The sequence below is a fragment of the Xylanimonas sp. McL0601 genome (assembly GCF_049852175.1).
Taxonomy (GTDB): Bacteria; Actinomycetota; Actinomycetes; order Actinomycetales; family Cellulomonadaceae; genus Xylanimonas.
Genome location: NZ_CP187527.1, coordinates 2,238,845 through 2,252,774, shown reverse-complemented (window position 1 = coordinate 2,252,774; position 13,930 = coordinate 2,238,845). Strand labels below are relative to the sequence as shown.

Here is a 13,930-nt window from a genome sequence, read left to right as displayed (position 1 = left end):
ACGGGCCCGCCGCCTACAGCGTCAGCGACTCCCCGACCGCGAGCCGCGCGTACTCGTGATCACCCGCCAGATCGCGGTTGCCGAGCTGCCGCCCCACCATCGCGTGCCCCACCTCGCTCAGCAGCGCGTCGTGCACCGGCACCACGTACGGCGCCGTCGCCGCGGCCGCGTAGTCCATCGCCTCGCCCAGCTTCATCCACGGTGCCGACACCGGCGTGAGCAGCACGTCCACCTCACGCCCAGGCGCGTCGAACGAGTCCCCCGGGTGGTACACGCTGCGCCCGCCCAGCTCGACCAGGAACGTCACGTTCAACGCCCGCGGGATCTTCGCGTGGATCAGCGCGTGCTCGCCCCCGCCGACGACGACGTGCGCCCCGCCCAGCGCAAGCTCCTGCCCCGGGACCAGCGCGTGCACCCGCCCCGCCGGCGCCCCGCCCGCGACCAGCGCCGCAGCAGCCGGACCGCTCGCGAACACCTCCAGACCCGGGCTCGAGCCCAGCGCCGCCACCACCGCCCCGACGTCGACATGGTCGGCGTGGTCGTGCGTGACGAGCACCGCGGTGGCCCCGTCGAGGGCGCTCGCGGCCTGGGAAAGGGTGCCGGGGTCGATCGTGAGCGCGGTGTCGGCGTGGTCGAGCCGCACGCAGGCGTGCCCGTGGAAGGTGAGGCGCACGGGTCTCAGCCGACCTGCCGCTTGGCGCGGCGGGCGGCGAGCTCGTCGCCCGCCTGCGGCGCGAGCTCCTCCTCGTCGCCGAGGGTCTCGGTGGGCATCTGGGACAGGGTGCCCTCGATCTCCCGCCACACGCGCCCGACGGCGATGCCGAACACGCCCTGACCGCCCTGGACGAGGTCGACGACCTCGTCGGGCGACGTGCACTCGTACACCGAGGCGCCGTCGCTCATCAGGGTGATCTGCGCGAGGTCGTCGACGCCGCGCTCGCGCAGGTGCTGCACGGCGCTGCGGATCTGCTGCAGGGAGACGCCGGTGTCGAGGAGCCGCTTGACGACCTTGAGCACCAGGATGTCGCGGAAGCTGTACAGCCGGTGGGTGCCGGACCCGGTCGCGGGGCGGATCGACGGCTCGACCAGCCCGGTGCGGGCCCAGTAGTCGAGCTGCCGGTAGGTGATGCCCGCGACCCGGCAGGCCGTGGGGCCCCGGTAGCCGGTGCCGGCGTCCTGCTCGGTGAGGTCGTCACCGAAGAGGAGCCCCTGGGCGCCGTGGGCCGCGGAGCTGGCGGGCGTGCCTGCAGGGGCGCTGGCCTCACCGCTGCTGTTCACTGGTGCCTCCTGTGGGATGTCTGGCTCCACGCTAGGCCGGGGAGGGGGCCAGCACAACGACGACGCGCCCTGGGGCCCCGGCGTGTCGCGACTCTCACCTTCGAGTTGAGGGTCAGCGTGTTCGCCCGGCCGGGCGGCGGCCGGGGCGTGACGTTCGACCTGAGGGTGAGGGTCAGGGTCAGGGTCCTTTGCCGCCCGGCGCGGGCCCGGAGAAGTCGTCGGGCTCGACGTGGTCGAGGAAGTCGCGGAACTTCTCGACCTCGCGCTGCTGCTCGAGGTCGACGACCTCGATCCCGGCGGCGGCGACCACCTCGGCGGAGCACAGCACGGGCGACCCGGTGCGCACGGCCAGGGCGATGGCGTCGGACGCGCGGGAGTCGACGCGGCTGCCGTTCGACAGCACGAGCTCGGCGAAGAAGATGCCGCCGTCGAGGGCGACGATCTCCGCGCGCTCGAGCTCGACGCCGACGGCGCCGAGCAGGTCGCGCATGAGGTCGTGCGTCATGGGGCGGGGGGTGACGAGCCCGGCCTGGGCCATGGCGATCGCGGAGGCCTCGCGCGGACCGATGACGATGGGCACGGCGAGGTCCGCGGCGGCGTCCAGCAGCAGCACGACGATCTCGTTCTCCACGGCGCCGCCCCCTTGCTGCTGGCGCACGCCGAGCACCTCGACCGGCACCATCGGGACGTCGCCGGAGACGTCCCGTTCGTCGAAGGGTCCATCGGCCATGGGGTCACGCTACGCCGCGACCCTGGGGTGCTGCGTGCTCAGGTGAGCTCTTCGACGCCGCGGCGCAGCCAGGCCGAGTGCAGCCGTGCGAGGAGCTCGCCGACCTCGCTGGCGAGCGTCGCGGCCTGGGCCTGCGCCGACGGGGTCTGCTGCCGGCGCCGGGGCGCGACGAGCTGGTCGACGAGCGCGACGTGCCGGTCGGCGGACGCGCGCAGGGTGCGCAGGTGCCGCGGCTCGATGCCGTGCTCCGCGAGCTGGGCGGCCAGCCGCACGACGTCGGGAGCGCCGGCGTCGAGGCGGTCGCCGGGGCCGGGTTTCAGCAGGCCGGCGTGGATGAGTGCGTGGACGAACGCAGGGTCGACGCCGGTGGCCTCGGCGACGGTCGTCGTGGTCCACACGCGGCGCGAGCCGTCCGGGGCGACGGCGGTGCCGCCGGCCAGCCGCGGGGCGGGGCCCGGTGCCGGCTCGCCGGCATCCATCGCGGCGAGCCGCTCCTTGATGACCTTGAGCGGCAGGTAGGAGTCGCGTTGCTCGGTGAGCACGAACCGCAGCCGCTCGACGTCGGCCGGGCTGTACTGCCGGTACCCGGCGGGTGTCCGCACCGGGTGGATGAGGCCCTGCTCCTCGAGGAAGCGCAGCTTGGAGTGGCTGATGCCGCCGAACTCGGGGCCGAGGGCCGCGAGCACGTCGGAGATCCGCATCGTCGCCTGGCGGGAGATGCCTCGCGGCCAGGGCTCGTGCGTCTCGTCGAGCTGTACACCCGCGGCGTCGGCGCGCGCGGGCAGCCGCGTCACGAGCCGGGCGCCGTCGTCTCCCGCGGCGCCTGCTGAGCCTGCGGGCTCGCCTGGAACGACATCCGGAACTTGCCGATCTGCACCTCGTCGCCGGTGGTGAGCACCGCCGCGTCGATGCGCTGACGGTTCACGTACGTGCCGTTGAGGGAGCCGATGTCCCGCACGACGAACCGGTCGCCGTCGCGCACGAACTCGGCGTGCTTGCGGGAGACGGTGACGTCGTCGAGGAAGATGTCGGCCTGCTCGCTGCGACCGGCGACGGCGCGGTCGGAGTCGAGGAGGAACCGCTCCCCCACCCCGGCGCCGCGCTGGACCACCAGCAGCGCCGAGTGGCGCGGGAGCGCGCCGACGGCGGCGGCGTCCTCCGAGGTCAAGGGCAGCCGCGGAACCTGCTCCTCGGCGGCGGGCGCGACGATCCGCCCGAGCGTCGCCGTGACGTCCGCGGCATGGGGCTGCGGCTGGGAGCGGGGGTCCGTCATCAGTCCTCCTGAGAGTTTGCCGCGCGTGCTGCGCCGTCGTCCGTTCAACCTACCCCGTGACCACGCCGAGCGGGAACCCACGACGGGTGCCGACGCACGTCGTGCCAGGTCGTGTCGCCGCGGCACGCCCGCCCGCGGCAGCGTCAGCCGTTGTCGGGCTCGACCGGGCGCGCGAACCGCGGGTCGGTCAGCCGCACCGTCGCATCGACCGTCACCTGGTCCTCGCGCGTCGTCGACGCGCTCGCACCCGCCTGCCGGATCGTCGGCAGCGCACCACCCGGGATCTCCAGCGCCCGGTCGAGCGTCGCCGGGTCCCCGATCACCGTCCACCGGTACGGCGGCGTGAGCGTGGTGCCGTCCACCACGATGCTGCCCGCACCGTCCACGAACGCCGACGACGTCACGAGCCGCACGTCGTTGACCTGCGCCACCTCCGCGCCCGCGTTGCGCAGCTCCTCCAACAGGTTGAACATCTGCGCCGCGCGCAGCTGCCGCTGCGGGTCCCCGATCTCGACGACCACGCCCGGCCCCTGCGCGGGCAGCCGGCCCGACAGGATGCCCTCCGACGTCGCGCGCTGCTGTGCCAGCTCGAGCGCCGCGTGCGCCTTGCCGGTGCCCGACGCGAGCTCGTCCCGGCTCGCCTGCAGGTGCGACACCTCCGCGTCGAGCTGCTCGGCACGGCCCGTGACCTCGTCCAGCAGCCGCACCAGGTCGTCCTGCCGCAGCGACGACAGCTCGTCCTGCCCCGACTGCCGCACCTGCACCACCAGGGCGAACCCCAGCAGCGCGCACAGCAGGCCCGCCAGCAGCTGCGAGCGGGAGAACGTGGGGCGCAGGCCGCGCGCCAGACGCCGGTAGGTCGAGGGCGGCTCCGGCGCGACCTCCGCCGGCGGCAGGGTCGGCTGCTCTTCCCGGGGCTCCCCTGGCTCGGTGGGCTCGGCGGGCTCCGGTTCGTCCTGAGGCGCGACCTCCGCCGGCGGCTCGGCCTCGTCCGGGGCGACCGCCTCCGCGGGGGCTTCGGGCTCCGCGGGAGGCGCAGCCTCCGCCTCCGCCTCAGCGGACGCGGCCTCCGCCTCCCCCGGAACGGCTCCCGTCTCGCGGGGCACAGCCCCCGCCCCGGTCGGCGCGTGCGCCTCCTCGCGAGGCGTCTCCTGCGTCTCCCCGGGCTTCTCGACCGCGTCCGTCACACTCACGCCTTGAACACGTGCCGGCGGATCGCCGCCGCGTTGGAGAAGATGCGGATACCCAGCACCACGACCACCGCGGTCGACAGCTGCGACCCCACGCCCAGCTGGTCACCCAGAAACACGATGAACGCCGCCACCAGCACGTTCGACAGGAACGACACCAGGAACACGCGATCGTCGAACAGCCCGTCCAGCATCGCCCGGAACCCGCCGAACAGCGCGTCCAGCGCCGCGACCACAGCGATCGGCAGGTACGGCTGCAGCACGACGGGGACGGTCGGCTGCAACAGCAGACCCGCGACCACACCCACGACGAGCCCCACGACGGCGATCATGGCTCGGAGCCTACCGGCTGGGCGTACTGCAACGGCTGCGCCCCCGCACCCGGCAGCTCCAGCCCCGACTGCGTCACCGTCGACGACCGGATCCCGTACGTCGAACCCAGTACCTCCAGGTAGGCCGGCAGCCCCGAACGCGCCACCGCCGTCTGCATCGCGTCCGCATCCCCCACCGCCCGCACCACATACGTGGGGCCCGGCAACGGCACCAGGTTCACCAGCACCGCCAGCCCCGCGTTACGGATCGACGACTTCGACGTCAGCCGCTGGTCGTCGATGCTGATCGCCTCCGCCCCCGCGTCCCACAGCGCGTTCACCACGGTCTGCAGGTCGGCATCACGCACCAGCGAGTTCGGGTCCGGCTCCCCCACCAGGCCGCCACCACCGTCCGTCAGCGACACCACCAGCCCCGGACCATGCACCGCGTCCGTGCCGTTACGCAGGCTGTCCCGCCGGATCGTGTCCAGCAGCCCCGGATCCTGCGTCTCCAGCGCCGACCGCTGCAGGTCGACGATCTCCCGCGACAGCTGCTCGGCGCTCGCGGACAGGGTGGCGACCTGCGCGTTGCGCGCGGTGATCTGGCGTTCGAGGACGGTGCGGGCCTCGGTGACCGACGGCTGCGGGACCCGCAGCTGGTGCGAGGCGGCCGCGGTCGTGACGCCGAGCGCCAGGGCCAGGACGACGACGGCGACCCAGGTGGCGGGGGTGCGGCGGCGGAGCGTGCCTGCGGCCGCGGCGGCCCGGCGTCGGGCGGCGGCCTCGGCGTACCCAGGGTCGAGGGGGCGTTCCATGACCTCGATGAGGAGCGTCATGGACGCGTCGGGGCGCCGTGGCGGGGCGCCGGGCGTGCCCGGAGGGGGCGCCGCGGTCACGCGGCCCCCGCGGCGGCGTCCGCCGCGACGAGCTTGCGCGCCTGCACGACGTACTGCAGGCCGGCCAGCCAGTACAGGCCCACGCCCCAGAACGTGAACGCCCACCCCACCACGTGCGCCACGGTGCCGAGGACGCCGGGGGCCTCCGCGAGGAGCAGCAGCGGGAACGCGTACAGCAGCGCGAACGTGCCGCCCTTGCCCACGATGCTGACCTCGAGCGGACCGTACCCGTGGCGGGCGAGGACCGGCAGCAGGCACATCAGCATGACGTCGCGCGCCACGATCACGACGACGAGCCACAGCGGCACCACGTCGCGCCAGGCCAGGCCCACGAGGGACACGAAGATGAACAGGCGGTCCGCGGCCGGGTCGAGCATCTGCCCCAGCCGGCTGACCTGGTGCAGGCGGCGGGCGAGCACGCCGTCGAGCCAGTCGGTGAAACCGGAGAACGCCAGCACGATCAGCGCCCACACGTCATGGTGGGACACGATCAGCACCGCGAACACCGGCACCAGCGCCAGCCGCAGGAAGCTGATGACGTTGGGCACGGTCCAGACCGAGGAGCCGACCTCCTGATCCTGCTGCACGCCCACCATCCCCTCACCAGCGCCGCCCGCCGCGGCTGGCGCCATCCTATGCACCGCGACCCCGCCGCTCACACGCGCGCCCCGACCCCACGGTGACCGAACTCACCGCCCCGCGCACCCCCGCTGGCGCGCCGTGACCGTAGGATGGACCGACCCCATTCTGGAGTTCGTCGCTCTTCCCGCATCGTCGTGCGCCCCTCCCGGCCTCTGAGCCCGGAAGCGGGCAGGTGTGTGTCTGTGTCCCGGGAGCCGCGACCGCCCGTCCTCCGTGACGGGCAGGACTCCCGCTCCCGAACAGAAACGGTGCACCCATGCCCACCAGCCCTGACGTCGTCGCGCCCGCCGAGCCCACCGAAGCCCCCGTCCTGCCCGGCTTCGACACCCTCGGCCTCCCCGCCGAGCTCGAGGCCGCCGTCGCCGACCTCGGCTTCACCACCCCCTCCGCCATCCAGGCCCAGGCCATCCCCGCGCTGCTCGCCGGCCGCGACATCACCGGCGTCGCCCAGACCGGAACCGGCAAGACCGCCGCCTTCGGCCTCCCCCTCCTCGCCGCCGTCAACCCCGCCGACCGCTCCGTCCAGGGCCTGATCCTCACCCCGACCCGCGAGCTCGCCATCCAGGTGTCCGAGGCCATCGAGTCCTTCGCGACCCACCTGCCCGGCGTCCGCGTCCTCGCCGTCTACGGCGGCGCGCCCTACGTCCCCCAGCAGCGCGCACTGCGCGACGGCGTCCACGTCGTCGTCGGCACCCCCGGCCGCGTCATGGACCACATGGAGCGCGGATCCCTCGTGCTCGACGGCGCCAGGTTCCTCGTCCTCGACGAGGCCGACGAGATGCTCCGCATGGGCTTCGCCGAAGACGTCGACCAGATCTTCTCCAAGGCCCCCGCCAAGCGACAGGTCGCGCTCTTCTCCGCCACCATGCCGCCCGCCATCCGCGCCATCGCCGACGACCACCTCACCGACCCCGTCGAGGTCGCCGTCGCCCGCCAGTCCTCCACCGTCGCGTCCGTGCACCAGACGTACGCCGTCGTCCCGTTCCGCCACAAGGTCGGCGCCCTAACCCGCATCCTCGCCACCTCCGACGCCGACGCCGCCATCGTCTTCACCCGCACCCGGTCCGCCGCCGAAGAGGTCGGAGCAGCCCTCATCGAGAAGGGCATCTCCGCCGCCACCATCTCCGGCGACGTCGCCCAGAAGGAGCGCGAGAAGATCGTCGAGCGCCTGCGGTCCGGCGCGCTCGACGTGCTCGTGGCCACCGACGTCGCCGCCCGCGGCCTCGACGTCGACCGCGTCGGCCTCGTCGTCAACTTCGACATCCCCCGCGAGCCCGAGGCCTACGTCCACCGCATCGGCCGCACCGGCCGCGCCGGCCGCACCGGCCGCGCCGTCTCCTTCATCACCCCCCACGAGCGCGGCAAGCTCAAGCACATCGAGGCCACCATCAAGGCCACCCTCGAAGAGCTCGACATCCCCTCCCCCCGCGACGTCTCCGCCCACCGCGCCAAGACCATGCTCGGCGGCGTCCCCGCCCGCCGCGACGCCGGCCGCCTCGACCTCTACACCCAGCTCGTCCGCGACCACGTCACCACCGGCGACGGCGAGCAGGCCGGCATCATCGACCCCGCCAAGGCCGTCGAGCTCGCCGCCACCCTCCTCGCCCTCGCCGTCGGCGACGACGGCCCCCGCATGCGCGCCGAGCAGGAGGAGTACGAGAAGGAGCAGGCCGAAGGCCGCGCCGCCCGCCAGGCCCGCGAGACCCGCAAGCACGAGCTCGGCGACCGCGGCGCTCGCGGCGACCGGTTCGAGCGCACCGAGCGCCGCCCCGCGCGCGACGGTGACGAGCGCACGTTCACGCGTGGCACGGGCATCCGCCGCCCGGCCGCCGGCACGCGGTACCGCGTCGCCGTCGGCCACAATGACGGCGTCAACCCGGGCGGGATCGTGGGTGCGCTGACCGGCGAGGGCGGCCTGACCGGCTCCGACGTCGGCAAGATCGACATCTTCGGCTCGTTCTCGCTCGTGGACATCACCGCCCCGCTGAGCGACACGCAGATCGACCGCCTGTCGCGTGCCCGCGTCGCCGGCCGCGCCCTGCGCATCACGGTGGACCACGGCGCCCCGGAGGGGGCGCGTGCGCCGCGCGCGGACCGTCCCGCGCGGTTCGACCGCGACGAGCGCCCGTCCCGCTTCGACCGCCCGGAGCGCTCGGACCGGTTCGACCGCTCGGACCGCCCGGAGCGCAAGCCGCGCACCGAGCGCGCCTCCTTCGGGGAGCGCAAGCCCCGCTGGTGACCTCCGCAGCACCGCTGCAGGCATGAATTCGGCCCGGTCTCTCACAGAGACCGGGCCGAAGTCGCTCCCACGAGCTACGAAGTCATGTCCACGGCTACGCCGGGTCGGGAGCCTCTCCCAGGGTCCGGACCAGGTGGGCCAGGCGGCGGGCCTCGCGCATGCCACGCTCGCCGTCCGCCCGCTGGATCGCCATCACCGCGAGGGTGCCGCCGTCAGCGAGGTCGAGGACGACCCACGGGTCGTCGACCGTCATGTGCACCGCGAGCACCTCGGGCCACGCCAGCCGCCGCGTCGCCACGAGGTTGCGGACCAGCAACCCACGCGACGACGGCTTCGCGTGCACGCCCCCCAGCCGCCAGAGCAGCAGGGCCACGCAGACCGCGAACCCGACGAAGCTCCACCGGTTGGCCGCCAGCGTCGCGAGCGGGGCGTGCGCCGTGAACCCCACGAACAGCGTGCCGCCGACGGCGAGCAGGCCCACGGCCCACGCCGCCACCGTCGCCCAGAGCGGGCGGAACGTGCGGAACTCGTCGCCGGACGTGGCCCTCTCCCCCGTCAGAGCCGGCTGGCCAGGATCGACGTGATCAGCACGCCGCGCGCGCCGACGTCGTACAGCGCGTCCATCGTCCGGTTCATCGTCGAGCGCTCGACCATCACGCGCACCGCCGACCAGCCGGACTCGTGCAGCGGCGACACCGTCGGGGACTCGAAGCCCGGCGTGATGCCCACCGCGTCCTCGAGCAGGTCGTTCGGAACCACGTAGTCCATGAGCACCCACTGACGGGCCGTGAGCACGCCCTGCAGCCGACGCGTCAGCACCGAGATCCCGTTGGTCAGCTCGGCGTCGACCCGGCGGATCAGCACCGCCTCGGAGCGCAGGATCGGCTCCCCGAACACCTCGAGGCCGGCCGCGCGCAGCGTGGTGCCGGTCTCGACGACGTCGGCGATCACGTCGGCGACGCCGAGCTGCACCGAGCTCTCGACCGCGCCGTCCAGGTGCACGATCGCCGCAGGCTCCACGTCCTGGTCGGCGAGGTGGAGGCCCACCAGCGTGGTGTACGACGACGCGACGCGCTTGCCGGCGATGTCCGCGACGTCGGTCATGGTGCCCGCGGGGGCCGCGAAGCGGAACGTCGAGCGCGCGAACCCGAGCGGCAGGTGCTCGACGGCGTCCGCCCCCGAGTCCAGCAGCAGGTCGCGGCCGGTGATGCCGGCGTCGACGGTGCCCGCGCCGACATACACGGCGACGTCCCGCGGGCGTAGGAAGAAGAACTCGGCGTCGTTGTCGGGGTCGGCGAGCACCAGCTCGCGCGAGTCACGGCGCTGCTTGTAGCCCGCCTCCCGCAGCATCTCGACGGCGGGCTCGGACAGGGAGCCCTTGTTGGGCACGGCGATGCGGAGCATCTGGGACCTCGTTCAGGTGGTCATTGACTGGGTGGACGACGGCGCGGCGGAGCCGCTCACAGATGCGTGTACACGTCGTCCAGGGTCAGGCCCTTGGCCACCATGAGCACCTGCAGGTGGTAGAGCAGCTGCGAGATCTCCTCCGCCGTGCGGGCGTCGCCCTCGTGCTCGGCCGCCATCCAGACCTCGGCCGCCTCCTCGACGATCTTCTTGCCGATCGCATGCACGCCGGCGTCGAGCTCCTTGACGGTGCCCGAGCCCTCCGGGCGGGTCACGGACTTCTCGGTCAGCTCGGCGAACAGCGCGTCGAAGGTCTTCACGGCGCTCAGCCTAGGCGAAGGGCCCCCGGCGCCCGGGCTCGGTTCGCTCTTCGGGACGGTGGGATCGCTCTCCTCGGGACGCTTGGCACACTATTTGTTCGACAGGAACGATCAGGGCAGAGCGCGCAGCGCGACGACGGTCGCCACCGCCGCCTGGGCGGCCTCGTAGCCCTTGTCCTCGTGCGAGCCTTCGAGCCCCGCCCGGTCGAGCGCCTGGGCGTCGTCGTCGCACGTGAGCACGCCGAAGCCCACCGGGACGCCGGTGCGCACGCTCACGTCCGTGAGGCCCGTCGTCGCCGCCGAGCAGACGTAGTCGAAGTGCGGCGTGCCGCCCCGGATGACGACGCCGAGGGCGACGACCGCGTCGGCCCCTCCCCCGGCGGCGCGCGCGGCCGCGACGGGCAGCTCGAACGAGCCCGGCACGCGGACCTCGGTCACCTGCGTCACGCCGGCGTCGGCCAGCGCGCGGCGGGCGCCGTCGAGCAGGCCGTCCATGACGCGCTCGTGCCAGCTCGCGGCGACGACGACGACGCGCAGGCCGCGTCCGTCGACCGTCAGGGTGGGTGCTCCGGCGCCGCTCATGCGTTCTCCTTCGTCCTGGCAATGCCGTGGGGGCTGGTCGTGACCGCCGGGGCGTGCAGCTCCAGCAGGTGGCCCATCGATCGCTTCTTGGTGGTCAGGTAGTGCTGGTTCTCGGGCCCGGCGCCCACCTCGAGCGGCTCCCGCCCGACGGCGTCGACGCCTGCCGCGCGCAGGCCCTCGGCCTTGAGCGGGTTGTTGGTCAGCAGCCGCACGCGGGCAAGGCCCAGGGCCTGCAGGATCGCGGCCGCGGCGCCGTACTCGCGCGCGTCGACCGGCAGCCCGAGGTCGAGGTTGGCCTCGACCGTGTCGCGGCCCTGGTCCTGCAGCGCGTAGGCGGCGACCTTGGCCGCCAGCCCGATGCCACGGCCCTCGTGCCCGCCCAGGTGCACGACGGCGCCGCCGTGCCGCGCGACCGCGCGGAGGGCGGTCTGCAGCTGGGGGCCGCAGTCGCAGCGCAGCGAGCCGAACGAGTCGCCCGTGAGGCACTCGGAGTGGACCCGCACCCAGGGCACCTCGCCCGCCTCGACGGGAGCGACGAGCGCGACGTGCTCCGCCCCCGTCAGCGCGTCCCGGAACGCGTGCAGCCGGAACACGCCGTGCTCGGTGGGCAGGCGCGCGTCGGCGACGTGCTCGACGCGAGGGGCCAGCTCCCGCTGCCGGACGGGGTCGTGCTCTTCCCGCCACGCCGCCAGCTCGGCGATGGTCAGCAGCTCCAGCCCCTCGGCCGCCGCCAGCGTGCGCGCGTCCGCGAGCCGCAGCATGTCGCCGTCGTCGTGCACCAGCTCCGCGATGACGCCGACGTCGCCCGCGCCCGCGAGGCGGACCAGGTCGACGGCGGCCTCGGTGTGTCCCGGGCGCTCGAGGACGCCGCCGGGCACGGCGCGCAGCGGCAGCACGTGCCCGGGGCGGATCAGGCCGTCCGGCGTCGTCGCGGGGTCGGCCAGCACGCGCAGGGTGCGCGCGCGGTCGGCGGCGGAGATGCCCGTGGTGACGCCCGTCGCGGCGTCCACCGACACGGCGTACGCCGTGCGGCGCGGGTCGCGGTTGTCCGCGACCATCGGCGGCAGCGCCAGGGCGTCGGCGCGGGCGGCGGGCATGGGCGCGCACAGGTACCCGGAGGTGTGCCGCACGGTCCAGGCGACCCACCGCGCGTCGGCGTGCCGCGCGGCGAGCACGACGTCGACCTCGGCCTCGCGGTCGTCGGCGTCCGCCACCAGCACGGGGCGCCCGGCCGCGAGCGCCGCGAGCGCCCGTTCGAGGGTGTTCGCGGTTGCCCGGGTCATCGCTCCCCCAGGGTGAGCATGCGCTCGACGTACTTGGCGAGGACGTCGACCTCGACGTTGACGTGGTCGCCGGGGCGGAGGGTGCCGAGGGTGGTGGCGGCGAGGGTGGTGGGGATGAGGGCGACGCCGAAGCCGGTGTCGGTGACGTGGGTGACGGTGAGGGAGACGCCGGCGAGGGCGATGGAGCCCTGGGGGGCGACGTAGCGGTGGAGGTGGGTGGGGAGGTCGAAGGTGAGCTCGTCCCAGCGGGGTCCGGGGCGGCGGGAGGTGAGGGTGGCGGTGCCGTCGACGTGGCCTTGGACGATGTGCCCGTCGAGGCGTCCGCCGGCGGGGACGGCGCGTTCGAGGTTGACGGGGTCGCCGGCGCGGAGGGTGCCGAGGGTGGTGAGGCGGAGGGTCTGGGGCATGACGTCGGCGGTGAAGGAGCCGTCGTCGTCGAGGGTGGTGACGGTGAGGCACACGCCGTCGACGGCGATGGAGGCGCCGTGGCGGACGTCCTGGGTGGTGTGGGTGGCGTCGATGGTGAGGACGGCGTCGCGGCCGTCGGTGCCGTGGTCGAGTGCGCGGACGCGGCCGAGCTCTTCGACGATGCCGGTGAACATCAGCTCTCCTGGTCTGGGGTGTGGGAGGTGTCGGTGGTGCGGGCGACGAGCAGGGCGTCCGGGCCGAGCTGCTGCAGGTGGTGTGTCTGCCAGCGGGGGGCTGCGGTGAGGGTGGTGATGCCGAGGGGGTTGACGGCGGTGGGTCCGGTGCCGAGGAGCATGGGTGCGATGTAGGCGTGGACCTGGTCGACGAGGGCGGCGCGCAGCATCGCGGTGGCGAGCGCGGGTCCGCCTTCGACGAGCAGGTGCCGCACGTGGCGGGTGTGGAGCTCGTCGAGCACGTGGTGGACGTCGTGGGTGTGCAGGTGGAGGAGCTCGCCGCCGGGGCCGTGCAGGCGGCTGGTGGTGGGCAGGTCGCGGTGTCCGACGACGACACGCAGGGGCTGGTGCTCGGTGCGGGTGCCGTCGGGGGTGCGGGCGGTGAGTGCGGGGTCGTCGGCGAGGGCGGTGCCGGTGGTGACGGCGATGGCGTCGACGGTGGCGCGGACGGCGTGGGCGTGGGCGCGGGCGTCGGGGCCGGTGATCCAGCGGCTGGTGCCGTCGAGGGCGGCGACGCGGCCGTCGAGGGTGGTGGCGAGCTTGAGGGTGACGTAGGGCCGGCCGGTGCGGACGGCGTGGTGCCAGGCGCGGACGAGCCCGAGCGCCTCGGCCTGACGCGGCCCGGGCTGCACGGGGACGCCGTGGTCGCGCAGGTGCGCGGCCCCTCCTCCGGACGCGGCGCCCGGGTCGTCGAGGGCGTGCACCACCTCGGCGACGCCGGCGTCGAGCAGTGCCTGCGCGCAGGGGCCGGTGCGGCCGGTGTGGTTGCAGGGCTCGAGGGTGACGACGGCGGTGGTGCCGCGCGGGTCGTTGCCGCGGGCGCGGGCGTCGGCGAGCGCGGCGACCTCGGCGTGGGGGGTGCCGGCGCCGCGGTGCCAGCCCTCGCCGATCACGGTGCGGTGGGTGTCGCCGTGGCGCTGGGGGGCGAGGAGCACGCACCCGACGCGGGGGTTGGGCCCGTGGGCGGGGCCGAGCGCGGCGAGCGCGAGGGCGCGGTCCATGGCGGCGGGGACGTCTGCCACGTGCGTGGCCTGCGGCGTCGTTCCCATCGGTCCTCCGGAGCCTCGTCGCTCCGGGGTCGACGACCGACGGCACGCCCACCAGGGGCGCGCCGCAGCGCGTCACGGCGCGCGATGGCGCG

At 74.5% G+C, this 13,930-nt stretch carries 17 protein-coding genes; 1 reads left to right on the top strand and 16 read right to left on the bottom strand.

The window, feature by feature from the left end; genetic code table 11:
* Positions 1-13: 13 nt before the first annotated feature.
* The 9 genes from ACO4JP_RS10365 to ACO4JP_RS10325 all read right to left on the bottom strand — a co-directional run bounded on the left by ACO4JP_RS10365 (position 14) and on the right by ACO4JP_RS10325 (position 6,274).
* The gene (locus ACO4JP_RS10365; protein ID WP_425953612.1) at positions 14-673 is read right to left on the bottom strand and encodes an MBL fold metallo-hydrolase; all 660 of its coding nucleotides are present in this window, start codon (positions 671-673) and stop codon (positions 14-16) included.
* A 5-nt stretch (positions 674-678) separates the two neighbouring features.
* The gene (locus ACO4JP_RS10360; RefSeq protein WP_425953611.1) at positions 679-1,278 is read right to left on the bottom strand and encodes a MerR family transcriptional regulator; all 600 of its coding nucleotides are present in this window, start codon (positions 1,276-1,278) and stop codon (positions 679-681) included.
* Positions 1,279-1,456: 178 nt separating this feature from the next.
* Positions 1,457-2,008, bottom strand: a complete 552-nt coding sequence (locus ACO4JP_RS10355) for a bifunctional nuclease family protein (RefSeq protein WP_425953610.1) — start codon at positions 2,006-2,008, stop codon at positions 1,457-1,459.
* A gap of 38 nt (positions 2,009-2,046) precedes the next feature.
* Entirely contained in the window at positions 2,047-2,802 is a 756-nt protein-coding gene (locus tag ACO4JP_RS10350) for a MerR family transcriptional regulator (protein ID WP_425953609.1), read from the bottom strand.
* Positions 2,799-3,281, bottom strand: a complete 483-nt coding sequence (locus tag ACO4JP_RS10345) for an FHA domain-containing protein (protein ID WP_425953608.1) — start codon at positions 3,279-3,281, stop codon at positions 2,799-2,801. Before ACO4JP_RS10345 ends, ACO4JP_RS10350 begins: the two co-directional genes overlap by 4 nt.
* A gap of 143 nt (positions 3,282-3,424) precedes the next feature.
* A complete protein-coding gene (locus tag ACO4JP_RS10340; RefSeq protein ID WP_425953607.1) occupies positions 3,425-4,468 on the bottom strand; it encodes a DUF881 domain-containing protein in 1,044 nt (347 codons plus the stop codon).
* A 2-nt stretch (positions 4,469-4,470) separates the two neighbouring features.
* The gene (locus ACO4JP_RS10335; protein WP_425953606.1) at positions 4,471-4,803 is read right to left on the bottom strand and encodes a small basic family protein; all 333 of its coding nucleotides are present in this window, start codon (positions 4,801-4,803) and stop codon (positions 4,471-4,473) included.
* Positions 4,800-5,618: a DUF881 domain-containing protein gene (locus tag ACO4JP_RS10330; protein ID WP_425953605.1), complete on the bottom strand. Its 819-nt coding sequence runs from the start codon at positions 5,616-5,618 to the stop codon at positions 4,800-4,802. The genes ACO4JP_RS10335 and ACO4JP_RS10330 overlap by 4 nt, the downstream gene beginning before the upstream one ends.
* A 56-nt stretch (positions 5,619-5,674) precedes the next feature.
* Positions 5,675-6,274 carry a CDP-alcohol phosphatidyltransferase family protein gene (locus tag ACO4JP_RS10325; RefSeq protein ID WP_425957086.1) on the bottom strand — a complete coding sequence of 200 codons (600 nt, stop codon included), beginning with the start codon at positions 6,272-6,274 and terminating at the stop codon, positions 5,675-5,677.
* Positions 6,275-6,576: 302 nt separating this feature from the next.
* Between ACO4JP_RS10325 and ACO4JP_RS10320 the strand changes: the two genes are divergently transcribed.
* Positions 6,577-8,559, top strand: coding sequence for a DEAD/DEAH box helicase (locus tag ACO4JP_RS10320; protein ID WP_425953604.1), 1,983 nt, complete (start codon positions 6,577-6,579; stop codon positions 8,557-8,559).
* Positions 8,560-8,653: 94 nt separating this feature from the next.
* Here ACO4JP_RS10320 and ACO4JP_RS10315 read toward each other — a convergent pair whose 3' ends face one another.
* The 7 genes from ACO4JP_RS10315 to ribD form a co-directional block, all read right to left on the bottom strand.
* Complete coding sequence (locus tag ACO4JP_RS10315) at positions 8,654-9,040, bottom strand: PH domain-containing protein (RefSeq protein ID WP_425953603.1); 387 nt, start codon at positions 9,038-9,040, stop codon at positions 8,654-8,656.
* A gap of 74 nt (positions 9,041-9,114) precedes the next feature.
* Positions 9,115-9,963: an ATP phosphoribosyltransferase gene (hisG, locus tag ACO4JP_RS10310; RefSeq protein WP_425953602.1), complete on the bottom strand. Its 849-nt coding sequence runs from the start codon at positions 9,961-9,963 to the stop codon at positions 9,115-9,117.
* 56 nt (positions 9,964-10,019) lie between these two features.
* Positions 10,020-10,283 (bottom strand): phosphoribosyl-ATP diphosphatase, encoded by a 264-nt coding sequence (locus ACO4JP_RS10305; RefSeq protein WP_425953601.1) that lies wholly within the window; start codon positions 10,281-10,283, stop codon positions 10,020-10,022.
* 111 nt (positions 10,284-10,394) lie between these two features.
* The gene (gene ribH / locus ACO4JP_RS10300; RefSeq protein ID WP_425953600.1) at positions 10,395-10,865 is read right to left on the bottom strand and encodes a 6,7-dimethyl-8-ribityllumazine synthase; all 471 of its coding nucleotides are present in this window, start codon (positions 10,863-10,865) and stop codon (positions 10,395-10,397) included.
* The gene (gene ribA / locus ACO4JP_RS10295) at positions 10,862-12,148 is read right to left on the bottom strand and encodes a GTP cyclohydrolase II (protein ID WP_425953599.1); all 1,287 of its coding nucleotides are present in this window, start codon (positions 12,146-12,148) and stop codon (positions 10,862-10,864) included. Before ribA ends, ribH begins: the two co-directional genes overlap by 4 nt.
* Positions 12,145-12,750, bottom strand: coding sequence for a riboflavin synthase (locus ACO4JP_RS10290; protein WP_425953598.1), 606 nt, complete (start codon positions 12,748-12,750; stop codon positions 12,145-12,147). Before ACO4JP_RS10290 ends, ribA begins: the two co-directional genes overlap by 4 nt.
* Positions 12,750-13,838: a bifunctional diaminohydroxyphosphoribosylaminopyrimidine deaminase/5-amino-6-(5-phosphoribosylamino)uracil reductase RibD gene (ribD, locus tag ACO4JP_RS10285; protein ID WP_425953597.1), complete on the bottom strand. Its 1,089-nt coding sequence runs from the start codon at positions 13,836-13,838 to the stop codon at positions 12,750-12,752. Before ribD ends, ACO4JP_RS10290 begins: the two co-directional genes overlap by 1 nt.
* Positions 13,839-13,930: the final 92 nt, after the last annotated feature.

Bases quoted from the DNA above. Each gene is read 5' to 3' on its own strand.
- ribD (WP_425953597.1), bottom strand. From the start codon at position 13,838: ATGGGAACGACGCCGCAGGCCACGCACGTGGCAGACGTCCCCGCCGCC.
- ribH (WP_425953600.1), bottom strand. From the start codon at position 10,865: ATGAGCGGCGCCGGAGCACCCACCCTGACGGTCGACGGACGCGGCCTG.
- hisG (WP_425953602.1), bottom strand. From the start codon at position 9,963: ATGCTCCGCATCGCCGTGCCCAACAAGGGCTCCCTGTCCGAGCCCGCC.
- ACO4JP_RS10320 (WP_425953604.1), top strand. From the start codon at position 6,577: ATGCCCACCAGCCCTGACGTCGTCGCGCCCGCCGAGCCCACCGAAGCC.
- ACO4JP_RS10335 (WP_425953606.1), bottom strand. From the start codon at position 4,803: ATGATCGCCGTCGTGGGGCTCGTCGTGGGTGTGGTCGCGGGTCTGCTG.
- ACO4JP_RS10290 (WP_425953598.1), bottom strand. From the start codon at position 12,750: ATGTTCACCGGCATCGTCGAAGAGCTCGGCCGCGTCCGCGCACTCGAC.
- ACO4JP_RS10330 (WP_425953605.1), bottom strand. From the start codon at position 5,618: ATGACGCTCCTCATCGAGGTCATGGAACGCCCCCTCGACCCTGGGTAC.
- ACO4JP_RS10355 (WP_425953610.1), bottom strand. From the start codon at position 2,008: ATGGCCGATGGACCCTTCGACGAACGGGACGTCTCCGGCGACGTCCCG.
- ribA (WP_425953599.1), bottom strand. From the start codon at position 12,148: ATGACCCGGGCAACCGCGAACACCCTCGAACGGGCGCTCGCGGCGCTC.
- ACO4JP_RS10345 (WP_425953608.1), bottom strand. From the start codon at position 3,281: ATGACGGACCCCCGCTCCCAGCCGCAGCCCCATGCCGCGGACGTCACG.
- ACO4JP_RS10325 (WP_425957086.1), bottom strand. From the start codon at position 6,274: ATGGTGGGCGTGCAGCAGGATCAGGAGGTCGGCTCCTCGGTCTGGACC.